Genomic DNA, 26,335 nt, shown 5'->3' with positions numbered 1-26,335 from the left:
TGCCCTTATTTTTATTTAAATTTGAAAGAAATAAAGAACAATGCAAGACTCTATTAACGCCTCTACTCTATCTTTCTTAAGGACTTTAAGCCGGAATAACAACCGAGAATGGTTCAATGAAAATAAAAGTCTTTATTTAGAAGCAAAAGAAAATGTGGAGTTATTTGTGGAACATTTAATCCAGGATATTTCAGAATTTGATGATGAGATTTTGAAAATTGATCCCAAAAAAGCCGTTTTTAGGATTTATAGAGATGTTCGTTTTTCAAAAAACAAAGTTCCCTACAAAACCCATTTCGGTGCGAGTTTGGGCATGGGGAAAGGCAGTAAAATTTCTGGATACTATTTGCATATTGAACCGGGACAATCGTTTTTAGCAGGTGGAGTTTACACGCCAGAACCTTCTATATTAAAGGAAATCAGAAAAGAAATTGCGGCAAGTGGTGAAGAATTTTTGAAAATTTTAGACCATAAAGATTTCCGAAATAATTTTAGAGGTTTGAGTGTAGAACACCAATTGCAAAGAGTTCCGACCGGTTTTGAAAAAGATCATCCGATGGCGGAATACCTTAAATTAAAAAGTTTTACCGTAAGTCATCCCATTTCAGACGAGCAACTATTAGATAAAAATGCGGCGAAAAATTTCGCAAAAATATTAGAGAGCATTAAACCATTGAACGATTTTCTGGAACTCCCTTTTAAGTAAATTTTGAAATTATCAAATTCACATGTAAATTCCAGAAATTAGACTTTCAATACGCATCACTTTTCCTCTGGTTAACAATCTGATAAATAGCAGATTATTATTGGAACACATCGAATTTAAATATTAAAAATCGTTCTATCACAGAAATCGCAAGCCTCTTCTTGTGAAACTCTATATTCCTACATTTTATAAGCTTTGTTGTTAATCTTCTTCATTTCCCCTTTTTTAACTCAATCTTCAAAACCACGTGTTACGGGGAATTTATTTCAAATATTTTCGTGAAGAATAGAAGGTATAAAAATAATCTCCAGAATTTTCATTTCAAGTTCCAAATTCAAAATAAAACCATAGAACCCTCAAAAAAAATGATGACCAGTCATCATTTTAACATATATTTAACATATTTTACTATCTTTGCTTTCTTGAATTTGAAAAACACATTAATGATTTAAAATTTTACTATTGAGACTTTTACAAATCCCTTTTAGAATTATTTAAAAATATAATGAACTATTTCACTTCAGAAAAAAAGATAAACCCCTTTAAAACCGATAAAAAATGAGTGTAATTGCACGTCAGGGTTTTAAATATTCCTTAATCGGATATTTCGGTTTTTTACTCGGAACGATTTCTGCGATTTTTATTTTCCCGTACGATATGGAATTCTACGGAAAATTAAGATTTATAATGCCGACTGCAGAAATGCTTTTACCGATCGTCATTTTTGGACTTTCTTTTTCTAATGTTAAATTTTTTCAGCAAACCCAAAAAGAGGGTAAACATCAAAATTTACTCTCCCTTTCCTTAGCAGGAATTCTATTAAATTTTGCTATTTTTTCTATTTTATTTTTCGCTTTTTTCCTTCTATTTCCACAATTCAAAACTTTACAACTGTGGAAAATGAAGTTTTTAATCTTGCCACTTATTCTGTTAATGGCCTTGTCTGCTGTTCTTAATAAGTACATCACCAACTTCAAGCGAATTGTTGTTCCCAATATTTTCGAAAATCTATTTCCAAAAATCGCCAATTTAGGGGCTTTTACTTTATTTTTCTTTTTAGGAGTTTCTGAAAAAGGATCATATGGATTTTTCTTAGGAATGTTTCTATTATCGTTGATAGGCTATTTTTTCTACGCGAATAAATTGGAAAAATTCACACCTGATTTCAGCACAGATTACGTGCGAAAAGATCACCTATGGAAAGAAATTTTGAATTACAGTTTCTACGGTTTTTTAGGAAATATCGGAAATTTCATTGCTTTCAGAGTTGACAATTACATGATTGGGGAATTCCTGAATTTCGAGGAAAATGGAGTTTACAGTATTATCTTATCGATCCTCTCTTTTATACTAATTCCACAAATGGGACTTTTTAATATTTCTGCGCCAATTATCAATAAAACTATTGCTGAGGGGGAATTTGAAGAGCTCGACCGTTTCCATAAAAAAACATCATTGACTTTATTTTTCCTTGGAGCAGTTCTCTTTTCCTGTATTTTAGTTGGTTTTCCTTACTTGAGTAATTTCATTAAAAACGGAGAGCAACTTCGCCAGGCCGAACCTGTCATCTGGATTCTGGGATTCGCCATGCTTTTCGACCTGGCCACGGGATTCAACGGGCATATCATTTCTCTTTCCAAATATTACCGATTCAATATTGTAATTATGCTGTTTTTGGCGATTACAACTATTACGCTCAACTATTTATTCCTCACCAAAACTCATTTGGGAATTATAGGAATTGCCATGGCAACAGCAATTTCCCTCACGCTTTTTAATCTGACTAAAATTTATTTCAATTATTGGAAATTTAAAGTTTTCCCACTGACCATCGAGATGATGTATATGTTGATTATCTGTACGCTCGCCATCACTTTAGCGATTATGTTGCCGGAAACGAACAGCAATATGATTAATCTTTTGTATAAACCAGGATTTGTTTTAACCGTTATTTTTGGTGCAAATCATGTGATGAAAATTTTCCCTGTTGAAGATTATATCAATAAAAAATTCTTTAAAAGTATTTTTAAATTTTAATTAAAGTTCCTTTCAGCTAATGGAAATCCAATTTTGATTTATAGTTTACTTAGAACGACTACGACTTGATCACCTCTTCCGATTGTATTTAAATCCTGAGATTCTTTCCGGAATTTTATAATTTCATCTTTGGTGAAAATCGAGTTTGAAGACTGGTAACTTAATCCTCTGCTGTATTTTTCACTTCCTGTAAACTGAAATTTATAACTGTCATTATAATAAGATTCTATAAAAAAGCCGTTTTCCTTCGCAAGGATTTCGAAGGCAGTTTTTGTTAAAAGATGAAAATGTCGCGGAGAATCCCACTGAACCCAATTTTCTCCATATTTCTCAAAAGCCGCAGAATCTTTTACCGGAACTCTAATGATGATTTTACCCGTATCGGTTGAATTTCGGTAGCATTCTCTTAAGGTCTGATGCGTATTTTCCACATGTTCGAAAACGTGGTTAAAAGTAATAACATCAAACTTTGCATCCATTTCTGATAAAGTTTTTTTATAGATTGGAAAAGGTTTTTCGATTGTTTCTAAAGCAAAAGGATCAATCCCAACACTATTTTTAAAACCCAATCTGTAAATGCTTTTCAGGAATTTTCCTTCACCGCAGCCAACATCTAAAATCTTCGCAGTTGGACTTGGTTTAATTTTCAAAAATGCTTCCAACGCCAAATTCGGAATTTTTACCGAAAGTTTCTTTGATAGAAATGAAGGGAAATTATAAAAGAAAATATAATCTCTTACCATTTGAATAAAGGTGTCCGTTACTTTTTGTCTGGATTTTAAACTGTAATAATTATCCGGATAAAAACGCGACATCTCCATTGGAAAATCAGAAATCTGTAATGTTCCACACTCCGAACAATCAAAATATTCAAATTTTTCCGTTCCAGCAAACATTTTATCATTCACGGAATACGTGTTTTTAGTATGAGTTGAACCGCAGATTCTGCAAACCATGTTTTTATTTTTTTTGCAGACCAAAATTAATCTATTTTTGCATCTGATATGAAAAAAATCGCAACTATTATCGTAACCTACAATGGTGAAAAATGGATTAACAGATGTCTGGATTCTGTTCTAAAATCAACTTACCCAACTGACATATATGTGGTCGATAATTGTTCTAACGATGATACTTTAGCCCTCATTAAAAGTTATCCCGTGAATTTGGAGGTCTTACATTTTAATGCAGGTTTTGGTTATGCTAATAATTCGGTTTTGCAAAAATTGATGGATTCCGATTACGACTACTTTTTTCTCATGAATCAGGATATTTATTTAGAGGAAAATTCTTTAAAACAAATCGTCGATTTTTCTTCTAATCATCCTGAGACCGGCATTATTGCGCCCATTCAATATGATGGTGAAGGTCAAAACATTGATGCGAATTTTCAACAGTTTATTAACTTATCTATTGACAAAAAAAACTTTTACGAAACTACTTTTTGCAATGCTGCAGCTTGGTTAATTACTAAAGAATGTCTACAAAAAGTTGGATTTTTCAATTCCTACTTTCCTCATTATGGTGAAGACCGGAATTATTGTGAGCGAGCAAAATACCACGATTTCAAAATTGCTATCGTAAAAGAAACCAAAGTTCTACACGATCGAACTCAGAAAATGACCCCAGAAAAAGCACTCAAACTGGCGAAAATAAAATTGCTCACTATTTTTCTGAATCCCAACAAAACAAAATCCCAAAGTATTACTTCAGGATTTACAAATGTTTTCGGAATCAGTAAATATTTATTTAAAAAGTATAGTTCCTATACTGCCGTTTTCGCATTATTGAAAGAATATTTTATTCTATTTAAAAAACGAAATGAATTAGAGTTTGAAAAGAACAAGCAGAAATAGGTTAAGGTTAAGGTTAAGGTTAAGTTTAAGGTTAAGTTAGAAAACCTTCTTTCCGTTGCTATAGGTTTCTAAAACTTTGGTATCTAAAATTTTCACTTCAGGAACCGTCATTAAATCCTGATCAACGATAATAAAATCCGCAGATTTCCCCGGTTCTAAACTTCCAATTTCATTTTCCTGGAAAGCGGCTTTGGCAGCCCAAATCGTCATTCCACGGATTGCCTGTTCTCTGGTTAACGCATTTTCTTTTTGAAATCCATCTTCAGGATAATGCTTGGAATCTTTTCTTGCAACCGCCGAATAGAACGTTTTTAATGGATTTATTTCTTCGACCGGGAAATCAGTTCCCAAAGGAAGCCAACCGTTCTGTTTCAGTAAATCTTCGTAAGCATAAGAATATTTTAAACGGTCTTTTCCTAAGCGATCTTCTGCCCAATACATGTCAGAAGTTGCGTGAGTCGGTTGTACTGAAGGAATAATCGAGTATTTTCCGAATAAATCAAAATCATTTTTATCAACGATCTGCGCATGTTCAATTCTCCATCTTCTGTCATTTTTAGCACCTAAAACATCACCATAGATCTGAAGAATAGTTCGGTTGGCAGAATCTCCGATGGCGTGCGTACACATTTGTAAATCACTGTTTTTTAATTTTCTTGCCAAGTTTTCAAAATGCGTTCTGTCACTTAAAAGAAATCCTCTCCAATCTTTTTTGTCAGAATAATCGTGTCTTAAACTGGCACCTCTGGAACCCAAGGCACCATCGGAATAGACTTTAAATCCGCCAACAGTAATATTTTTATTGGTATATCTTCCTTTTTTAATCCAACGGTCATAATAGTCAGGATTGTCTTCCATCAAAGCGAAAATCTTCATTTGCAATTGACCTTGTGATTGCGCTTTTTCTAAACGGTCCAAAGTTCTTTCGGTAATTCCGCAATCATGAAGTGAGGTTAAACCATAAGAAAAACATTCTTTCTGTAATTCCGAAAAATACTGAATTGCCATTTTATCTTCAATTTCCGGAATATGCTTTTCGACCAAAGTCATTGCGTTATCGACTAAAATCCCGGTCAGTTTTCCATTCTTAACTTCGATTTCCCCTCCCAGAATTTTTGAATCTTTTGTAACTCCGGCAATATCCAGGGCTTTTTGATTCGCAACCGCAGCATGTCCGTCAATTCTTTTTAAATAAACCGGACGGTTCGGAAACAACTTATCCAATTTTTCTTTGGTTGGAAATTCTTTAATTACCCAATCATTCTGATCCCAACTTCTTCCGTACAATCATTCTTTTGGAGCGGTCTTCGCATACTCTGAAATCCGGGCCACAACTTCATCCCAGGATTTTGTACCCCACAATTCACATTTCCATTTGTCGGTAGCATAACCAGTGAAATGACAATGTGCATCGATCAATCCTGGAAAAACAGTTTTTCCATGTAAATCCTGAACCTTTGAAGATTTATAATTTTTCAGAATATCGGTAGATTTTCCAACCGCAACAATTTTTCCATTTGAAATCGCCATCGATTCGGCCGTATCAAAATTTTGATTAACGGTATAAATTTTAGCATTGGTGATGATGAGATCTGCGTTTTTCTGCGCAATCAAAACGATTGAGGAGAAAACGGTTAAAATGGAAATTATTTTTTTCATGGTTCTTTTATTTTCTGTTGAACATCTGTTGCCAGCGTAAATTTCTGATGTATTTTATTTCTTCCTTTGACAATTCCTTTTTTCCTTTTTGTTTTAAAAAAGATTTCATGGTCGTGAAAAATTCAGAAACCGATTTGTTTTTTAATGATGATTTCCCGGAAGAAATTATTGCTAAAGGTAGATTCAAACCAATATTATAAAAATATTCACCTAGTTTTTCGGCTTTCTGATTTTTATACTGATAAGCTGTCGGGCGCAAATGTTTCACCCATAAATCTTTAATGGTAACGGTTTGCCAACCATTTTTCTTGGCCAACATCACATCGATATTATCCCAACCTAAAACCGGGCGCAATCCCTTCATATCCTGAAAACATTCTTTCCGATAAGATTTTATAGGTCCACGAATATGATTTTTCGAGGATAGATTTTCAAATTTCCATTGGTGCTTTTCATCTTTAAAATCATAAATCAACGATTGTTCGAAAATTGATTTTTTCACTTTAACAATTCCGGAAACCATTCCGGCTTTTGGCTGCGTTTCATAAACCTGATTGACTTTCTGTAAATAATCCGGTGGAAAAATAATATCTGCATCGAATTTACAAATGATATCAAATTCGTTTAAATCTACAGATTCCAGACCTTTATTAAATGTACGAACTACTTTTGCGCCAGGTTCATGCTTTGAAAATTCTAAATTCTTCAGTTTAAATTTTGAATTGTCTTTGATAAAATCCTCAACAATTTGCTGCGTTTTATCCGTAGAACCATCATTAACTATTACGCAGAAAAACTCCTGAAAAGTCTGTTGCTGCAAAGATTTCAAAGTGAAAAGGATATTCTTCTCTTCGTTGTGCGTGGGAATGATGATGAGGAATTTCAACTTTTATATTTTTTCCTTACTGTCTCCACTGGTTTCACCAATGGTTATTAACATTGAACCCTTCGGGTTCACCATTTTTAAATTACTATTAATGCGCTTCCAACCAATTATCTCCTACTCCCACTTCGACCAATAAAGGAACGGTGGTTTCATAAGCAGATTCCATTTCCTTTTTAATTAAAGCGGTTACGGTTTCCAATTCTTCTTCAGGCGCTTCGAAAACAAGTTCATCATGAACCTGCAAAAGCATTTTCGTTTTTAAATTCTGTTTGGTGAGTTGTTCATCAATTTTAATCATTGCCAGTTTAATGACATCGGCTGCACTTCCCTGAATTGGCGCATTTACTGCATTTCTTTCGGCGTGTGCTTTAACGACAAAGTTGGCAGAGTTGATATCTTTTAAATGTCTTTTTCTGTTTAAAATGGTTTCTACATAACCCATTTCCTGTGCTTTCACCACCTGATTGGCCATGTATTTTTTTAAATTAGGATAGGTTTCAAAATAAGATTCGATCATTTCCTTGGCTTCTTTTCTGGAAAGTCCGGTTTGTTCGGCTAAAGCAAAAGCACCTTGACCGTACAAAATCCCGAAGTTCACGGTTTTTGCTTGTGAACGCTGGGTTTTGGTGACTTCTTCTAAAGGAATATTAAATAATTTCGAGGCGGTAGAAGCGTGAATATCTTCGCCGTTTTGAAAGGCTTTAATCATATTCTCTTCTTCTGAAATTGCTGCAATTAAACGCAGTTCTATTTGAGAATAATCCGCGGCAATTAATTTATTTCCAGGATTAGCCACAAAAGCACCACGAATCTGTTGTCCGCGTAAAGTTCGGATTGGGATATTCTGCAAGTTTGGATTTACACTTGCTAAACGTCCGGTTGCAGCCGTTGTCTGTGAAAAATTGGTATGAACTCGATGATCGTTTTTATCAATCTGTAAAGGCAAAGCATCAACGTAAGTGGATTTTAGTTTCTGATAAGTTCGGTACTCTAAAATATGTTTAATGATTTCATGCTTAGAAGATAATTTTTGTAAAATATCCTCGGAAGTTGCGTACTGACCGGATTTAGTCTTCTTCGCTTTTGGATCGAGTTGCATTTTTTCAAATAAAACTTCACCCAATTGTTTCGGAGAATTCATATTAAATTCTTCACCCGACAATTCAAAAATCGTTTTCTCCAATTGACGAAGATCGTTTTCTAAATCGATACTTTCCTGTTCGAGCCATTTTTTATCAAGCGCAATTCCTTCAAGTTCCATTTTAGCAAGAACTTTCATTAAAGGCATTTCAACTTTAAAAAATAAATCTTCCAGGTTTTCCTTTTTTAAATGTGGCGCAAAAACCTGATAAAGACGGAAAGCCAAGTCGGCATCTTCGCTCGCATATTCTGTTTGCTCCTGTAAAGAAACTGAACGCAAATTCCCTTGATTTTTTCCTTTCTTACCAACCAAAGATTCTAAAGAAATCGGTTTGTAATTTAAATACATTTCGGAAAGATATTCCATTACGTGACGACCATCCGGATTGAGTAAATAATGCGCAATCATCGTGTCGAAAAGCAATCCTTCAACGGTAATTCCGTAATGTTTTAAAACTTTGAAATCAAATTTTATATTGTGACCAATTTTTAAAACTTCCTCTTTCTCAAAAAAGGGACGGAAAATTTCTAAGGTTTCTAAAACTTCCTCGCGCTTTTCTGATAACGGAATATAATAGGCTAATCCATTTTTGTAGGAGAAACTCAGTCCAATTAATTCGGCTTCCATTTCATCTAAAGACGTGGTTTCGGTATCGAAAGAAACTGCCTTTTGAGCCATTAAGTTTCGAACCAACATATATTGTGCTTTGGGCGAATCGATATATTGATACAAATGATCATTATCAAAAGCGGTTTCTTTGGTTGAAGTTGCCTGATCTAATTCTTCAAAATTGGCAAATAAATCCAGTTGCATGGATTGATCACCACCTTTTGCAGGTTGAGGATTTGAAAGGGACGGTTTACTGCTGGAACTTCCAATTTCACTTGACGGCGCAAAGGCACGATATAGGTTTTCATAGAGACGACGGAATTCAATTTCATCGAAAACCTCTTTTACTTTCTCGAAATCAGGCGTATCTAGATCATATTGTTCCTGATGAAACTCAATCGGTGCATCGCAAATAATCGTCGCTAATTTTTTGGAAAGGATTCCGCGTTCTGCAGAGTTTTCTACTTTTTCTTTCAACTTTCCTTTTAAATCTGCTGTGTTTGCCAAAAGATTTTCAATGCTCCCGTATTCCTTCAGAAACTTCTTGGCTGTTTTTTCTCCCACGCCTTCCAAGCCTGGAATATTATCAACGGCGTCGCCCATCATCGCCAGGAAATCAATGACCTGTTTTGGATCTTCGATTTCATATTTCGCTTTGACTTCTTCAACGCCTAAAATTTCAAATTCGGCCCCTTTCAAACCAGGTTTATAAATTTTCACTCTATCAGTAACCAATTGTGCAAAATCTTTATCGGGCGTTACCATAAAAACCTCGTACCCTTCTTTTTCTGCTTTTACAGAAAGGGTTCCGATCAGGTCATCGGCTTCATAGCCTTCTAAACCTAAAATAGGAACGTGCATGGCTTCTAAAATTCGATGAATATAAGGAATGGCTAATTTAATCGCTTCGGGTGTTTCGCTTCGGTTCGCTTTATAATCAGCGAAATCTTCGGTACGGACACTGGCCTGACCAACATCAAAAACGACAGCAAGATGCGTCGGTTTTTCACGACGGATTAATTCAATTAAAGAGTTGGTGAAACCAAAAATTGCGGAGGTATCAATTCCGGTGCTTGTAATACGCGGACTTCTGATTAAAGCATAATATCCACGGAAAATCATCGCATATGCATCGATGAGGAAAAGACGTTTATCGTTGTTTTCTGACATAGAAGCAAAGATATAAAAAAGATAGGAGGAGTTATATCTTCAAAGGAAGTTTTGATGAATATGAGAAAGTATAAAATTTAACTATTAAGATTTGGTTGAGGAGTTAATAGAATAAAATTTCCTACAGAAATATAAGTCTGCGAATCTCCTATGATTTAGTAGTTGTCGAAATTGAGTTGTTCTGCTTGTGGATTACCTTTAAGGCGAGCGTGGCGAAGAAACCGCCGGTGAAAAAGCCCATCAGTGATCCCATTAAAATATCAAGAGGAAAGTGGACACCGAGATAAATTCGGCTGTAAGAAACAATGATTGCCCAGATAAATAAAATATAAGGTAAGAATCGATATTTTTTGTAGAGAAGTAAAGTCATGAATGTGGCAATGAAAAAGGTATTTGCCGCGTGACTTGAATAGAATCCAAACTGTCCGCCACATTTTACATCCCGCATTAAGCCTGTTAAAGTTGGATCATGACACGGCCGTAAACGAGCAACTCCAGTTTTAAAAATACCGGCTAACTGGTCGGAGAAGGTCACTCCCAAAGCGATAAATATTAGAATGAAAACTAAATTTCGAAGTTGGTAGTTTTTAAATAAAAGGTAAAGGAAAATAACATACAATGGAACCCAAATCCAAGTGGCAGAAATCATGATCCAAAGTTGATCAAAAGAACTGCTTCCCAAATTATTGAGAAAAAGAAAAAGGGACTTATCTTCGTGAATAATTTCTTGCATCTCAGCGGCTTACAGGTCCTTCGTGGGTATCGTTATCGGCAAGGTTGACTTTGGGTTCGTCTCTTTTTGCACGCGCCTCTTTCTCGATTTCAGCCATTGGATTAAAATCCATTGCGGCCTGCTTTACTTTGTCGATTTCTCTTTTGATTTCCGAGACTGGATTATCAGTCTCCTTCAGGATTTCAGTTTTTACGTCTTCCATGGCGCCACGCATTTTGCGTACTCCCTGTCCTAAGTCACGCGCAATTTGCGGCAATTTATTTGGACCGAACAAAACTACGATTGCCAAAGCAATCATGAGCATTTCACCTATACTTAATTCCATGGCGTAAAATTACAAAAGATTATGTTATCGTTTTTCATTTTTAAAATTAAATTATTCTTAAAATTTACTTGAAAATTAAGAGCGCTATTAAAGATTTTTTTTTCGGGGGAAGAGTCGATTGACCAAAATGACACTGATTGCCATTAATATGAATCCCAGGAAAAACGGTGCGCCCGGAAATTTAAAGGGTGCCGAATCGTGCGTAAAATAATAAAAAGTATTCGTCATTAAAGGTGGACCAATAATCGCCGTGAAACTAATTAAACTTGCCAAAGCGCCCTGCAATTCTCCCTGCTCATTTTTGGGAACTTGAGAAGAAATCACAGATTGCAAAGCAGGTCCCGCAATTCCACCTAAACCGTAAGGAACTAAAAAGGCAAACATCATCCAACTTTCGCTGGCAAAAGCGAAGAGAATTAGACCGACCGCATAAAGCGCCAAGCCATAAACAATGGTTCTTTCGTTACCGAGTTTGGGTTGTATTAATCGGATTAAATAACCCTGCACTAAAGCCGCCATTAAGCCGACGACTCCTAATGAAAGTCCAACTACTTTTTCACTCCAGCCAAATTTGTACATGGTAAAGAATGTCCAGTTGGTTTGCACGGCATGTCCGGCAATATAAACGAGAACTAAGGTTGAAATTAATCCTAATATTTCGGGATGTTTTTTTAGTTGAAGTAGGGAACCAATGGGATTTGCACGTTTCCAATTGAACGGTCGCCGATGTTCTTTGTCGAGACTTTCGGGAAGGATGAACCAACCGTAAAGGAAGTTGATTAAACATAAACCAGAGGCAGCATAAAACGGGACTCTTGCTCCGTACTGTCCTAAAAAGCCACCTATTACAGGACCTATTATAAATCCTAATCCAAAAGCGGCACCAATCATTCCGAAGTTTTTGGCGCGGTCTTCATCATTGGAGATATCGGCGATATAAGCACTGGCTGTTGTAATACTCGCTCCAGTTACGCCAGATAAAATTCTTCCGACAAATAGCCAGAAGATGGTTGGCGCAATGGCCTGAATGAAAAAATTCATGGAGAATCCTAATAAAGAAAAAAGAATGATCGGTCGTCTGCCAAACTTATCACTCATTCCGCCTAAAACGGAAGCGAAGATAAATTGCATTCCGGCATACGCAAAACTGAGCCAGCCTCCATAACGGGAGGCGACGCTTAAATCGGTAGTCCCAACTAATTCCTGAATCAGTTTCGGAACGACAGGAATCACGATTCCCCACCCTGTAATATCAATTAGTAAGGTGATGAAAATGAAACCTATGGCTGCGGATTTTTGATTTTTTTTCATTGCGGGTGTAAAGATAGTTTTTTGTCAGGTTTTTTTTAATAGAATAAAGATAAAAGATAATAGACCGCTTCGCTGATAGATGAGAATATCGATAACTCCAGAAGGAGAAACAAAAGACAATATTATTTTTAACGCAAAGACGCAAAGTGTTATATAATTTACTGTGAAAATTACGGGCGCAAAGGCGTTTCACTCAGCAAGGTTTGCAAGCGAATTTTTTTTAAGTTTAGTAATGGATTATTGTATAAAAAAGTAAGTTTTTGAAAATGGAAATTTTTAACGCAAAGACGCAAAGTGTTAATATAATTTACTGCGAAAATTACGGGCGCAAAGGCACTTCGTTTAGCAAGGGGTAAAGTATAATAATAAAAGAATTATTTGAAATATTTAATGTCGAATGCTAAATCAAATCTCTCAGCGAAATTGAAATGTTGGTTTTTGAGGATTGCAGGATTTTTAAATTAATAAAGGACAATTGACTAAATCGGGGTTTGCAGCCCGACTTGAACGGAGCTCTTTATAATTGGTGGCTGAGCCTGTCGAAGCTACCAATTATAAAAGCGGGAGTGGAAGGCGGAAATGTCTGCCCAAATAAAAGAAGGAATTACGAAAGGTTTGAAACAAAAAATGTCCCTCTTTCGAAGGACATTTATGATCTAAATAGAAAATCTATTTTCTTGTTCTGTTGTCAACAACTTCTACGTCGACTGAAGTTCTGCCGTGTAGTTTTTCTTCTGGTCCTTTTCCTTTCCCTTTTAAGAAATCATAAGCGATTGCTGAGGAGATAAAGATGGATGAATAGGTACCGAAACCGATACCCAATAACAAGGCGAACATGAATCCTCTTAGGTTTTCTCCACCGAAAATGAAGATGGCCAAGATTACCAACAAGGTGGTAAATGAGGTATTGAACGTTCTTCCCAAAGTGCTTGAGATGGAGTCATCAAATAATCCTGCCAATGTAACTGATTTTTTCTCTCTTAAATATTCCCGGATTCTGTCAAATACAATCACTGTATCATTGATAGAATATCCAAGAACGGTCAAAATTGCCGCAATGAAATCCTGGTTGATCTCCATATTAAATGGCATGTATCTGTGAAGTAATGAATACACCCCCAGAATAACAATGGCATCATGTGCAAGTCCTGCTACCGCTCCTAAAGAGAACTGCCATTTGGTAAACCGAACAAGAATATAGAGGAAGATTCCTGCTAATGCTGCGATTACTGCGAACATTCCGCCAGTCTTGATATCATCTGCCACGGTTGGTCCTACTTTGGTAGAAGAAACGATTCCGGTGTGCGAGGTATCTGCTGCTTTGAATTCTTCTAAAGTAAGTCCTGCCGGAAGATCTGCTTTTAATCCTTCGTATAATTTTTGTTCAATGGTCTGGTCTGCTTTCAAAGATTCATCATCAATTAAATAATCCGTAGAGATTTTTAACTGGTTACCGTTTCCGAAAGTTTTTGCTTCTACAGCAGAAAGTTTTCCGTCTTCAGTAGCAAATAGTTTGATTAAAGCATCTTCTGTTTTTGTAGCATCAACCGGTTTATCGAATTTCACTACGTAGTTACGACCACCTGTAAAGTCGATCCCATATTTAAAGCCGTTTACATAGATGGAAACTAAACTTCCAACAGTAAGAATTCCTGAAATGATATAAGCGTATTTTCTTTTTCCAATAAAGTCGATCCAAACATTTCTGAACAAGTTTTTGGTTAAAGGAGTCCAAACTGACAATCCTTTTCCTTTGTTCAGTCTTGCAAAAATCATTACTCTTGATAACAATACCGAAGTAAAGAAGGTCATCAGAATACCGATGATCAATGTTACTGCAAATCCTTTAATTGGACCTGTTCCGAAGATATACAAAACAATTGCGGTTAGAATCGTCGTTGAGTGACCATCGATAATCGCAGAAAGTGCATGTTTGAAACCGTCTTTGTACGCTTCCAGAATATTTTTACCAGCGAAGAGTTCTTCTTTGGTTCTTTCATAAATAATTACGTTGGTATCCACCGCCATGGCCATGGAGAGGACGATCCCTGCGATACCAGGCAAGGTTAATGTCGCATCTACAGAATCCATGATTCCAAAGATGTAGAATAAGTTAATCACCATCGCGATAACTGCATAAACTCCAGCACCACCGTAGTAGAAAATGATGTAACAAACGATTACTAAAAATGCGATTAAGAAAGAAAGCATTCCCGCATCGATTGACTGTTGGCCCAATGATGGCCCAACAACATCTGCCTGTACAATTTTAGCACTTGCAGGAAGTTTACCTGCGCCCAAAACATTTACTAAATCCTGCGCTTCTTCCTGAGAGAAGTTACCAGAGATTTGCGTTCTTCCGTTCGGGATTTCATTTACAACATTTGGTGCTGTATACACTACATTATCTAAAGTAACTGCTACTGATTTGTTCACGTTTTTGGCAGTCATGGCTTTCCATTCTTTCGAACCTTTAGAATCCATCTGCATATCCACAACTACTCTCCCAAGTTCGTCATAGTTAACTCTTGCAGATTCTACAGCGCCATCAACCGGTGCTTTTTGGTTAATATTACCACGAATTGCATAAAGTACTAAATTAGTTGGATCAGTAGATTCCGGTTTATACCCCCACATAAACTGAGTGTATTTGATGTTCGCCGGACGAAGTTCTTTCGCAATTTTTGAGTTTAATATTTTATTAACTACAGCCGTATCAGAAAGTTTAATGTTACCAACTCCACTTGATTTCAAAGAGTTCAACTGAAGCATGTTCATTAAATTCGTGTTTTTAGGAACACCAATTGAGTCTGCTTTTAAAGGAACTACTGTTGACAATTGCTCCAAATAAGGAATTGCTTCCTGAATAGTTTGTACTTCCCAGAACTGTAGTTTTGCAGAAGTCGCCAACATTTTCTTTACACGGTCGATATCTTTACTTCCGGGCATTTCTACCGAAATTCTTCCTGTTCCTGGAACACGCTGAACGTTTGGCTGGGTAACTCCCATTTTATCAATACGGGTTCTGATTACTTCGTAAGCAGATCCTTCAGAAGCACTAATTTTTCTTCTGACGATATTTTTAACTTCATCATCCGATGAGTTGTATTTAATTTCTGTAAGATTGGTATTCCCGAAAATTTCCGGATCAGCAAGTTTAAGGTTTGTTCCTTTCTCTTTGTTTACCGCTTCAAATTCAATAAAGAAATTCTCAATATAGTTTCTGGTAGAATTTTTTTGAGCTTGATCGGTTTTATCCAGCGCTTCCAAAAGAATTGGGTTGGTAGAATACTGGGTTAAATCGTTTACCAAATCTCTTTGGTTGATTTCTAAAAGAACGTTAATCCCTCCTTTTAAATCCAGTCCCAACTTCATTTCTCTTTCTTTCGCTCTGGAATAATACAATTTTGTAAAACCAAGATTCAAAGTGTCTTTTGAAAGACGAGCCATTTCCTTGTTGTATTTTTCGGGGTTGTTTCCCGCAATAGCAGTGGCCTGTCTTTCAACCTTACCAGCATACCATGTAGGTAACAATTCATTAAGACAAATAAGTCCCAGAATAATTGCAACCAGCGTAATAAGTCCTTTTCCTTGCATTGTTAATAGTTTACAATATTAAAATTATAGTCGGCAAATATAACGATTTTCAATATAATTAAGAATTATTTAACAATTCATTTTGAAAATTTCATAATAATACCTCTATAAGGCGTTTACGCATTAGAAAATAGCTAAACGCACCCCTTTAATTTACAATAACCAAGGTTTAGAAGACTGAATAATGCTAATTGCATAATAATTGATACCCAATAAACATCAATACAACATTACAATTTAAACTTATGGAAAATCAAGAAATAAAATATGGAGAATTACGCGGTAAAACAGTTGTTATAACTGGTGGAACAAGTGGTGTCGGAAGAGCCGCGGCAGAAGCATTTGCCTTGGAAGGCTGCAACGTCGTTGTTGCCGCCAGAGGTCAGGAAGGGTTAGATGAAACCGTAGCATTATGCCATGATTTAGAAGTAGTTGCCTTAGGAGTTCAAACCGATGTTTCCGATGCACAGCAAGTTCAGAATCTAGCAGAACAAGCCTTACAGTTTAATGGACGCATCGATATTTGGGTGAATAATGCCGGCGTTATGGCCAGTGGAAAATTTGAAGAAATCCCCGTCGAAACAATGGATCAAGTTGTAAAAACAAATTTACTGGGATTTTTACATGGCGCTCACACCGTTCTTCCAATATTTAAAAAACAGAAAGAAGGAATTTTAATCAATAATGTTTCGATTGGAGGATGGATGCCTGCACCCTATTCTACGGCTTATTCCAGTACAAAATTTGGGATCCGCGGTATGGTAGAAGGCTTACAGGGGGAAGTTTCCAATGAACCCAATATTCATATTGTCGGATTATATCCCGGAATTCAAAGATCAACAGGCAACATGCATTCCGCTAAATATTCTGGATTGGATTTCAAGATCCCACCATTTTCTGTTGATCCACGTGAATTGGCAGCACAAATGGTTGAAACTGCAAAAAACCCAAAAAAAAGCATCATCACTGATGTTTATGCGCAAGTGAGTAAAATTCTGTACGGCTTATTTCCAAAAGCGATTATCAATACCGCCTCTGCTATTTTACGATTAGGTATGAAACCAAACGCAGACACCAACACCAGTGGAAACGTAAATTATCCGTCAAAAGATCCAATGAGAATCTATGGAGAATTGGCAATTCCCGTCCCGTCGAGAAAACAAAAGACGGTAATTATGATGGCAGCAGGAATTGCACTTGGATTTCTATACATTAAATCGAAAAAGAAATAATTTTTCTACTTCCTTAAAATACAAAAGCAAGAAATTAATCTTGCTTTTGTATTTTATTAAAGACTCCATATTTGAACCTAACTTGTTTTTAACAGCAAGTCGGGCCACAACATTCATTCAGTTTTTCGGCGTAAACGGTGATGCTGAAAATAATATTTTTATTAGAATTGTAAGTTTCGATTTCCTCTTCACTCAAATAATTTTTCAAAATATCATTCGGAATGATGATCGGTTTTTCTTTTTGAATCGTGATGTTTTTGAATCCGGAATTTTTAATAATTTCTAAATAGTCCTCTTTCTGAATCGCACTTGCCACACAACCTGCGTACATTTCGGCAGCGTTTTTAATTCTTTCTGGAAGATCGCCAGTTAAAACAATATCTGAAATACTGAAGTGGCCGCCCACTTTCAAAATCCGATGCACTTCGCTAAACGCTTTAGGTTTGTTGGGCACCAAATTCATCACGCAATTGCTCACCACGACATCAGCGATATTACTCATGGTCGGGATATTTTCAATATCACCTAATCTGAATTCAACATTATTGAATTTCAATTTATCAGCATTGAGTCTCGCCTTATCAATCATCTCGGGCGTAAAATCTATTCCTATAACTTTTCCGGATTCTCCCGTTTCATGTCTCGCAACGAAACAATCATTTCCAGCGCCACTTCCTAAATCAACCACGGTATGTCCAGGTTTAATCTTAGCAAACTCTGTGGGCAAACCGCAACCTAATTTCAAATCTGCTTCGGCGCTATATCCTTCCAAATGTTCGTATTCATCGCTCATGATATTGTACACTTCGGTGCTGCATCCTCCACTTCCGCAGCAAGATGAGGCGTTGGTTTCCTGATCTTGTAAAGCAATTTCACTGTATTTTTGCTTTACCATTTCTTTGATTTCTTCGTTGGTATTCATGATTTTAGGTATTGGGTGTTAGATGATTGATGATGTTATTAAATATTTAACAACACGTATTTCTTTCGGATAAGTTGATTGAAATTTCTTTAAAATAGAGATGGAGTTTTTCGATGGTTTTTTCATTAAGACAATAACAGACAGAATTGCCTTCAATCGTTCCCTTGATGAGTCCGGCATTTTTCATTTCTTTTAAATGTTGAGAAACAGTTGGTTGTGCTAGTGGAAGTTCAGAAACAATATCTCCGCAAATGCATTCATTCACTTTTAAAAGATGTTCCAGAATCGCAATCCGAGCCGGATGCGCCAAGGCTTTTGCAATCTTTGCCATTTCATTTTGCTGCTCCGAAAAGTGTTCTGTTTTACTCGCTCCCATTATCTTATTTTAATATTGCAATATTACGATAATGACTTTTAAATTTCAACTTTATTTTAATGAAAATTTTTATTTTTTTATAGAAGTAAAAAAGAATGCAATGAAAATAAAGCCTATTTTTGCTCGAAACCAAGAGGCAAATAATACCTTACCAAAATAGATTACGATGATCAGTAAATTAGATATAAGACCGACTTTAGAACTCCCAATTATAGAGACAAGTACACCGAAAGAACTGTTTCAAAACCAAACTTTAAGACCTATTCTAAAACTACAACACGAAATTTACTCCTCCTTATTTGCAGCGTATGCTACTCGACAAAAATCAAATTATGACTCGTTAACTGGAGCAAAAAAAAGAACCTTTATTGAACTCAGTCTTCAGAAAGATATGGTTCTAAAAAACACCTTTATCGGAATAACGATAGGTATGTTTACCTTTGAAGAATTACAAACCTACAATTTAGAAAGCAAAGAATATAACAGAAGAATAATCACCATGCTGATCGAGAGATTAAAGAGCGAAACAAAATAATTCTCAATTCTTCTACACATTTTAAATTCTGAAAGATTTCTAAATATCACAAAAAAACAGCATTCAGAAGAATGCTGTTTTATATTTTTATAAGATCATGTTATCCGTCAGTATCGATATCATTCTTCACTTCTTCTTTCTTTTTTCCGAAGAAAAATTTCGCGACAATTGGAACGGTTGTAATCAATACGATAATGATGATGATCATTTCTAAATGCGATTTCAAATCAATATCGAACTGGTTTTTAAATAAGGCATCCAAATAATGTCCAGCAAAAATTAAAGAGAACGACCACAAAAACGCACCAATAATATTATCAATTAAAAATCGGGTTTTATCCATCTTCACAATTCCCGCAACAATTGGAGTGAAGGTTCTTACGATTGGTAAGAATCTCGCCATAATCACAGCCAGTGCGCCATGTTCTTCAAAAAAATCATGTGCCTGGAAAAGGTATTTCTTTTTGAAAAGGAATGAATCTTCTCTTTTATATAAAGCGGGGCCCGCTTTTAACCCAAACCAGTAACCGATTTCGTTACCAATAACGGCAGCGATTGCAACCGAGGTCGCTAAGATTGTGGTATCCAATAAATCACTTCCGGTAGAACCAAAAGTTTCTTTAATAATTTCTACCGCGTAGATTCCAGATACAAAAAGTAAACTGTCGCCAGGTAGAAAAAACCCAACGAACAAACCTGTTTCAGCAAAAATGATAAATAAAATGAGCCAGAAACCGCCCATTTGTATATAAAATTCAGGATTTAAAAGATCCTTCCAACTTTCGAAATTTCCCATATATTTTCTAAAAAAAACAAAAATACTTTATTAAAATCGGTAATGAAAATTATTTAAGTTTATTTAACAAATAATTAATTTGAATTCTTTTGCAAGGTGGCAATCCGTTCATCTTTTCCACTATGTCTCCAACCGGGCGCATTGAAAATATAGTTCAGTTTCGCTTTAAAATTCGGAGCAGATTTCACATCCTTTATTAGATTACCCAATTCATCGAAAACGATATGGAAAACATTGTGAGTTTGAATGTTATGTAGAATTCCGTATTCTTCGATTTTTTTATTTTCAGCTTTATAAGTTCCAAAAAGATGATCCCAAATCATCAATATTCCACCATAATTTTTGTCTAAATCTGAAATATTTCGGGAATGATGCACGCGATGATTGGACGGTGAATTAAAAATTTTATCGAACCACCCGAGTTTTCCGATTGCATTGGTATGGGGCCAAAACTGATAAATTAAATTAATTTGATGCATCATCGCAATCATAATTGGGTGAAAACCCACCAAAACAAAAGGAATATACCAGATATCGCGGTATATAATTTCGAACCAACCTTGTCGCAAAGCAATCGCAAAACTAAGGTGCGTCGCAGAATGATGATTAACATGTCCCGTCCAAAGCAGCCGAATTTTATGGCTCAAACGATGATGCCAGTAAAACCCAAAATCCTGAACGATCAAAACCAAAATCCATAACCACCAATGTTCGAGTTGCCATTTTAAAGTGAAAAATTCCGAAAAATTCTCAATTCCAAAAAAATTGGTTAATCTGAGATGGTTGTAAATCCAGAAAAAATAGGAAAGCGAAATAGCTTTCATCCCAAAATCCAAAAACATTGCGCCCAAACCCAATCCAACACTGGAAAGTTCATCTTTGACCAACTTCTTAGTAAATAATTTTTGAGGAATTTGATATAAAAATGTTTCCCCTAAAATCAAAAGAATAAATCCGGGAACAAAATAAGTCACCGGATCTGTAAAATCCAACGGACTGAACAAACCAAGGTTATTGAAAAATTGAGTGACTGTTTCTTTCAAAATTTTGATATTCTTTTAATTTTAAAACTATCAATATAAATTTATAGTGTAAAATCATCATCTTCAACTGCGGTTCCATCCGCCATTAAAAATGCTTTTAGAAATGGAGTTAAATCACCATTCATAACGCCATCAACATCAGAGGTTTCGTAACCAGAACGAACATCTTTTACCAATTTGTAAGGATGCATCACATAGTTCCGAATCTGGCTTCCCCACTCGATTTTCATTTTGCCAGCTTCAATTTCCGTTCGTGCTTTCATACGCTCTTCCAATTCCATTTCATATAAACGGGAACGTAACAATTGCATGGCTTTTTCTTTATTTTGAAGTTGAGAACGGGATTCTGAGTTTTCAATAATAATTCCGGTCGGAGCGTGACGCAAACGAACTGCGGTTTCTACTTTATTTACATTTTGTCCACCTGCACCACTGGAACGCATGGTTTCAAAGGAAATATCTGCAGGATTAATATTAATTTCAATGGTATCATCTACCAAAGGATATACGTAAACCGACACAAAACTGGTATGTCGTTTCGCATTTGAATCGAAAGGCGAAATCCTGACTAAACGGTGAACACCATTTTCGCCACGCAAATAGCCGAATGCAAATTCACCATCAATTTCCAAACTCACCGTTTTTATACCGGCAACCTCCCCATCTTGATAATTCAGTTCGCGAATTTTATAGCCTTGATTTTCTGCCCACATGGTGTACATTCTCATGAGCATAGAAGCCCAGTCACAAGATTCTGTACCACCCGCACCAGCCGTAATTTGTAGCACAGCAGAAAGTTCATCGCCTTCGTTAGAAAGCATATTTTTAAATTCTAGATCTTCAATTTTTTTTACCAATACGGGAAAAGATTCAGTGAGTTCTTTTTCGGAATCCGGATCTTCTTTTGCAAATTCCATCAATACCTGAATATCTTCGAAACGGGCAAAAATTTCTTCATAATCGTTCACCCATTTTTTCTTGGAGCGAAGTTGTTTCATGAAAATTTCAGCCTGTTTCGGATTGTCCCAAAATTCAGGCGATACGGTTTTTTCTTCGTCGTTAGAAATTTCGATTTTCTTTCTATCGATTTGAAGGTATTTGTACAGTTCTTTTATTCTGGCTTGAACGTCTTTTATTTGGTCGGTGTTGATCATAAGTGATGCAAAAATAATTAAAAATGTTTTAAAATAAATTAGCAAAATAATTTAGATTTCCTTTTCTTAAAAATAAAATCAGAACAGCAATCTACATAATAACGATATTAGCAATTTTTACGGACAACTCCTTAACAATAATTCATAATTAAAGGTAAAAATTTATGTAATTTTTATTATTTAGCAAAATTATTTGTATATTTAAAAAACAAACCAATTAAATATTTTATAATGAAAAAACTTTTATTTTTGGCGATTGGCTTGGCAGTTTCTACTACTGCACAATCGCAAGTGTACAACAATGGTGGCTTAAGCACGGGAGCGACCTCTAACAGTGGCGTCGCTGCTCCAGCAGGATACACTTGGGCGGAAGTTCAGAACGAAACCGGAAACATAACAGAGTCTAATACCAATTCAGGTTTTGCGGCAGTTGTAACAACGACAACTGCTTTTTTCCTTGCAGATGATTTTACAGTTCCTGCCGGTGAAAAGTGGAATATTACGGAAATGGAATTCTTTATTTACAGAACAGGTTACACTGGTACAACAGCACCCTATCCAATAATTCATGTAAATATATTAGATGGAAGTCCTCAACTTCCTAGCAGTGCAAGTGTTTTTGGTGATGATACTACCAACCGCTTCGTATCTGGGACCGATTCCAAAATGTATCGTATCTTTAATTCTACAGTGCCGCCTCCAGGAAGTGCTGTAGGACAAACTCGTAAAATTTGGAATACGAAAGCCAGCACTCCTGTCACCTTAAATCAAGGAACATATTGGGTAAAATATCAATTTGAAGATGCAGGTAAAAATGCCGGGTTTGCACCAGGTGTAACCATCCCTGGAACAAGAGGTTTGCCGACTTTTAATGGATTGCAATACCAAGGTCCTGCGGCTGGGTGGATGCCACTTGTTGATACAGGAAATCCAGACCCTGCACCAGATTTCGCACAAGATATGCCATTTATAATCACTTACACTGCAGAAGCTTTAGGTACTACAGAAACAAGACAAATGGATAACCGAGTAAGAGTTTATCCGAACCCAACGTCTGATTATTTTAAATTGGCTTTGCCTGCTGAAACTGAAAAAGCAAAAACTACAGTTTCGCTTTACGATATGAGTGGTAAAATGGTGAAAGAATTTAAAGTTGCTGATCAATACGATATTTCGTCTTTAGCCAAAGGAGCGTATATGGTGAAAGTAAAAGATGGCTCTACCATTAAAGTAACCAAATTAATTAAGAATTAATTTTAATAGAATAATTTACTAAGCAAACCGCCTCAAATAATGAGGCGGTTTTTTTATTTTTTAAATCAACTTTGCAACGAGTTCTCCCACTTTTGGAGCAAGAGCAACCCCCATTCCTGAAAGGCGAACTGCAGCAATTTGACGATCTGAAATCTTTTCGATGATGGGAGATTTTTCAATTCCCATCGCCATAATTCCGGACCAGCGGTGTGCGATTTTAAAATTTTGATTGGGTAAAATCACCTCTTTTAAAAATTGTTCTAAATGATTTTGCAAAAATTCGGTCGTAGAAAATTCAGTTGTTTCTTCATTTTTGAAATCCTGATTTCGACCACCACCTAATAAAATACGATTGCCCAAATTTCTGAAATAATAAAAACCTTCATCATAATGAAAAGTCCCTTTCAACTTCAAATCAGGAATTGTTTCGCTGACTAAAATCTGACCGCGGGCGGGAACTAAATTGATGTCTGGAAATAATTTTTTGGTAAAGGCGTTGGTTGCAATCACTAATTTCTCAGTTTCTAATTCGATACTTTCAGTACTTAATTTAACAGAAGTAAAAGTTTCATTAATCGCTAAAACCTCTGTTCCAAAAAGAAATTCAATTTTTAAATTATGACATTTCTGCAAAAGTTGGTATAGTAGTTTCCCAGAATGCAAACTTCCTTCTATTGGGTTTTCGATTAAAGTATTCGTTTTCCCTAAACCAAATTCTGCGATTTTCGAATTGCTCAGAAAATATGTTTCGGAAATTCCTGTAATGTTTTTTAATCGCTCGTTAACTTCATCTAGCTGAGATAAAGCAGAATCATTATTCAAAATTTCGTAACCGCCACATAATTCAAAATCAATCGTTTCGGGTTTAAAATAGGTTTTAATTTTCTGCAAACCATCAACACGCATTTTCACTAATTCTACTGTTTTTTGCCAGCCCATTTTTTCGGAATCAGCAATAACTTCTGTTAAACTGCCAAAGCAGGCAAAACCCGCATTCCTACTGGAAGCACCAATCGGGATCGCACTTCTTTCTAAAACCAGAACTGATTTTTTGGGAAACTTTTCTTTAATGGAAATCGCAGTCCATAATCCAGTGAATCCTGCACCAATAATGATGATGTCTCTTTTTCTGTAAAAAGTTTCGAGTTCCCAAATACTTGGATTCATAAGTGTTTTTATTTCACCTTAAAAATAAACAAAAAAATCCGTCTCGCTAAATAGCGAGACGGATTTCTATTAATGAAAAAAAATTAATTTGTATAAATCTGTTTGTAATATTCATCTGCCAAACGGTCAGAATTAAAGGCAACTTTAACATCATCCATCGCGTTTTGCTGAACTTTACGCCATTCATCCGGACGGTCGTAGTACATTGGAATAATTTCGTTTTCTAAAATTTCGTACAATTTATTGAGGTCATAATTATCCTGATCATAAACGCTCATATTGTCGTAATCTGCTTTTGGAACTACGAAAGAGTTTTCGCCATGTTTCGCAAATTCTGGAATCCAACCATCGTCGGTTGATAAGTTTACAGAACCGTTCATCGCAGCACTCATACCAGAAGTTCCAGAAGCTTCTCTCGGAACTCGAGGATTATTTAACCACAAATCTGATCCTTGCTTCATCGATTTACTCAATGCCAGTTCATAACCTGTAAGGACAGCAACATTTTTATAATTTTTACTCGCTTCTACCAAACCATTGAAAGTAGAAATCGCGGAATAATCCATTGGATATGGTTTTCCTGCCCAGACAATTTGAACCGGATATTTGGGATTGTTTAATAATCGTTCAAATCGCTCTTTGTCATGAAGCAATAAATCTGCTCTTTTATAGCCCGCAAATCTTCTTGCCCAAACAATGGTAAATACATTTGAATCAAATAAATTTCCGGTTTGATCCGCTACAATTTTAAAGAACCTTTTCTTCAAATGTTTTTTTCGGAAATCAAATAAGGTTGCATCATCTTCATCTTTGGACTGATACAAAGGTTTGTCTGCCCAGTATTTATATTCCTGTGCGTTGGTAATCGCTTTGATTTCGCAAATTTTAGAATACTTATTCCACATTTGATTAGAGACTACACCGTGCAGTTGAGAAACTCCGTTCGCAATTCTCGCCATTCGCAATGCACAAAGAGAATGGTTGAAACGGTCATCTTCCACTCCCTCAATACTTTTTACTTCATCAATGGATAAACCAGAAAAGTAGGACATATCGTGACACATGAAAATATTGTGCTTTTCGTTTCCTGCTTCTTCTGGGGTGTGCGTTGTGAAAACTAATTTCTCTTTTACTTTCTCCAGATCTCCACCGAATTTCTTCAACAGATAAAATGCTGCTGGAAGTCCGTGTGCTTCGTTTAAATGATAAACTTCTCTCTCAAAATTCATCATATCTAATAATTTCGCACCTCCTTTTCCGAGTAAAATGTATTGGGCGATTTTGGTAGATTCATTGGCATCGTATAAACGGTGACAAATGGTTTTCGAAATATGATCATTTTCCGGAACGTCGGTTGACAGCAAGAACATCGGTGCCGTGTGGAAAATTTCTGGATCCAGATAATAAACTTTTACCCAAACTGGTGCAGAATGAATTTCGATTTGAAATTTAATTCCCGTATCGTGTAAGAAAGAATACATTTTTCTGGTCCAAGTTGGCTGTAACGTTTGATCATGATTTCGGGATTGGTCGTAGTAACCAAACTTCCACAAAATACCAATTCCAACTAAATCCTGTTTAAGATTGTAAGCACTTCTCATGTGAGAACCTGCTAAGAATCCGAGCCCTCCAGAATATATCTTTAAGGCCTGATCAATAGCAAATTCCATAGAAAAATAAGCGACTTTTTTTGAGTAATTGGGGTTGATGCTAAAGGGCATCGTAAAGTTTTTAAAATCCATCATCTTTAATTAAAATTGAAGTACAAATGTATTGATTAAAACTTTTGTTTGTAATAGATGCACCCCTGATTTTTGAATTGCTGT

20 protein-coding genes and 1 pseudogene are annotated in these 26,335 nt (G+C 35.9%); 6 read left to right on the top strand and 15 right to left on the bottom strand.

Annotated features, from left to right (window positions below; genetic code table 11):
* Window positions 1–40 precede the first annotated feature (40 nt).
* Both PUH65_RS14235 and PUH65_RS14230 read left to right on the top strand, forming a co-directional pair.
* Window positions 41–706 (top strand): DUF2461 domain-containing protein, encoded by a 666-nt coding sequence (locus tag PUH65_RS14235; RefSeq protein WP_305520693.1) that lies wholly within the window; start codon window positions 41–43, stop codon window positions 704–706.
* A 558-nt stretch (window positions 707–1,264) separates the two neighbouring features.
* Entirely contained in the window at window positions 1,265–2,743 is a 1,479-nt protein-coding gene (locus tag PUH65_RS14230; protein ID WP_305520692.1) for a lipopolysaccharide biosynthesis protein, read from the top strand.
* A gap of 38 nt (window positions 2,744–2,781) precedes the next feature.
* Here PUH65_RS14230 and PUH65_RS14225 read toward each other — a convergent pair whose 3' ends face one another.
* Window positions 2,782–3,699, bottom strand: coding sequence for a class I SAM-dependent methyltransferase (locus tag PUH65_RS14225; RefSeq protein WP_305520691.1), 918 nt, complete (start codon window positions 3,697–3,699; stop codon window positions 2,782–2,784).
* Between the two features lie 48 nt (window positions 3,700–3,747).
* Here PUH65_RS14225 and PUH65_RS14220 point away from each other — a divergent pair, with 48 nt between their 5' ends.
* Window positions 3,748–4,599, top strand: a complete 852-nt coding sequence (locus PUH65_RS14220) for a glycosyltransferase family 2 protein (RefSeq protein WP_305520690.1) — start codon at window positions 3,748–3,750, stop codon at window positions 4,597–4,599.
* Between the two features lie 36 nt (window positions 4,600–4,635).
* Here PUH65_RS14220 and PUH65_RS14215 read toward each other — a convergent pair.
* The 7 genes and pseudogenes from PUH65_RS14215 to secD all read right to left on the bottom strand — a co-directional run bounded on the left by PUH65_RS14215 (window position 4,636) and on the right by secD (window position 16,030).
* Window positions 4,636–6,129: pseudogene (locus PUH65_RS14215) on the bottom strand (amidohydrolase).
* Window positions 6,130–6,265: 136 nt separating this feature from the next.
* Window positions 6,266–7,144, bottom strand: coding sequence for a glycosyltransferase family 2 protein (locus tag PUH65_RS14210; RefSeq protein ID WP_305520689.1), 879 nt, complete (start codon window positions 7,142–7,144; stop codon window positions 6,266–6,268).
* Between the two features lie 88 nt (window positions 7,145–7,232).
* The gene (gene polA / locus PUH65_RS14205; RefSeq protein WP_305520688.1) at window positions 7,233–10,064 is read right to left on the bottom strand and encodes a DNA polymerase I; all 2,832 of its coding nucleotides are present in this window, start codon (window positions 10,062–10,064) and stop codon (window positions 7,233–7,235) included.
* Window positions 10,065–10,212: 148 nt separating this feature from the next.
* Window positions 10,213–10,797 (bottom strand): phosphatase PAP2 family protein, encoded by a 585-nt coding sequence (locus tag PUH65_RS14200; protein ID WP_305520687.1) that lies wholly within the window; start codon window positions 10,795–10,797, stop codon window positions 10,213–10,215.
* A 1-nt stretch (window position 10,798) separates the two neighbouring features.
* Window positions 10,799–11,122: a twin-arginine translocase TatA/TatE family subunit gene (locus PUH65_RS14195; RefSeq protein ID WP_305520686.1), complete on the bottom strand. Its 324-nt coding sequence runs from the start codon at window positions 11,120–11,122 to the stop codon at window positions 10,799–10,801.
* A gap of 87 nt (window positions 11,123–11,209) precedes the next feature.
* Window positions 11,210–12,433: a TCR/Tet family MFS transporter gene (locus tag PUH65_RS14190; RefSeq protein WP_305520685.1), complete on the bottom strand. Its 1,224-nt coding sequence runs from the start codon at window positions 12,431–12,433 to the stop codon at window positions 11,210–11,212.
* Between the two features lie 669 nt (window positions 12,434–13,102).
* On the bottom strand, window positions 13,103–16,030 hold the full coding sequence (gene secD, locus PUH65_RS14185) for a protein translocase subunit SecD (RefSeq protein ID WP_305520684.1): 2,928 nt from the start codon (window positions 16,028–16,030) through the stop codon (window positions 13,103–13,105).
* A 245-nt stretch (window positions 16,031–16,275) separates the two neighbouring features.
* Here secD and PUH65_RS14180 point away from each other — a divergent pair, with 245 nt between their 5' ends.
* Window positions 16,276–17,262, top strand: coding sequence for an SDR family oxidoreductase (locus PUH65_RS14180; protein ID WP_305520683.1), 987 nt, complete (start codon window positions 16,276–16,278; stop codon window positions 17,260–17,262).
* An 88-nt stretch (window positions 17,263–17,350) separates the two neighbouring features.
* Here the strand turns inward: PUH65_RS14180 and PUH65_RS14175 are convergent, their stop codons facing one another.
* Entirely contained in the window at window positions 17,351–18,184 is an 834-nt protein-coding gene (locus PUH65_RS14175) for an arsenite methyltransferase (protein ID WP_305520682.1), read from the bottom strand.
* Between the two features lie 46 nt (window positions 18,185–18,230).
* The gene (locus tag PUH65_RS14170) at window positions 18,231–18,560 is read right to left on the bottom strand and encodes a helix-turn-helix transcriptional regulator (RefSeq protein WP_305520681.1); all 330 of its coding nucleotides are present in this window, start codon (window positions 18,558–18,560) and stop codon (window positions 18,231–18,233) included.
* A gap of 166 nt (window positions 18,561–18,726) precedes the next feature.
* Between PUH65_RS14170 and PUH65_RS14165 the strand changes: the two genes are divergently transcribed.
* Entirely contained in the window at window positions 18,727–19,095 is a 369-nt protein-coding gene (locus PUH65_RS14165; RefSeq protein ID WP_305520680.1) for a glyoxalase, read from the top strand.
* Window positions 19,096–19,195: 100 nt separating this feature from the next.
* Here the strand turns inward: PUH65_RS14165 and PUH65_RS14160 are convergent, their stop codons facing one another.
* The 3 genes from PUH65_RS14160 to prfB form a co-directional block, all read right to left on the bottom strand.
* Window positions 19,196–19,891 (bottom strand): DedA family protein, encoded by a 696-nt coding sequence (locus PUH65_RS14160; protein WP_305520679.1) that lies wholly within the window; start codon window positions 19,889–19,891, stop codon window positions 19,196–19,198.
* A 74-nt stretch (window positions 19,892–19,965) separates the two neighbouring features.
* On the bottom strand, window positions 19,966–20,934 hold the full coding sequence (locus tag PUH65_RS14155) for a sterol desaturase family protein (protein WP_305520678.1): 969 nt from the start codon (window positions 20,932–20,934) through the stop codon (window positions 19,966–19,968).
* A 41-nt stretch (window positions 20,935–20,975) separates the two neighbouring features.
* Entirely contained in the window at window positions 20,976–22,088 is a 1,113-nt protein-coding gene (gene prfB / locus PUH65_RS14150) for a peptide chain release factor 2 (protein ID WP_305520677.1), read from the bottom strand.
* A gap of 231 nt (window positions 22,089–22,319) precedes the next feature.
* On the opposite strand from prfB, the gene PUH65_RS14145 reads away from it, so the two are divergent.
* Entirely contained in the window at window positions 22,320–23,342 is a 1,023-nt protein-coding gene (locus tag PUH65_RS14145; protein WP_305520676.1) for a T9SS type A sorting domain-containing protein, read from the top strand.
* Between the two features lie 60 nt (window positions 23,343–23,402).
* Here PUH65_RS14145 and PUH65_RS14140 read toward each other — a convergent pair whose 3' ends face one another.
* Both PUH65_RS14140 and glgP read right to left on the bottom strand, forming a co-directional pair.
* Entirely contained in the window at window positions 23,403–24,509 is a 1,107-nt protein-coding gene (locus PUH65_RS14140) for an FAD-binding oxidoreductase (RefSeq protein ID WP_305520675.1), read from the bottom strand.
* 83 nt (window positions 24,510–24,592) lie between these two features.
* Window positions 24,593–26,251: an alpha-glucan family phosphorylase gene (gene glgP, locus PUH65_RS14135; protein ID WP_305520703.1), complete on the bottom strand. Its 1,659-nt coding sequence runs from the start codon at window positions 26,249–26,251 to the stop codon at window positions 24,593–24,595.
* Between the last annotated feature and the right edge of the window lie 84 nt (window positions 26,252–26,335).

The organism is Kaistella sp. SH40-3 (assembly GCF_030686865.1).
GTDB lineage: Bacteria > Bacteroidota > Bacteroidia > Flavobacteriales > Weeksellaceae > Kaistella.
Note: the sequence above shows the minus strand (reverse complement) of the source record. Positions and strands in the feature narration are given on the sequence as shown.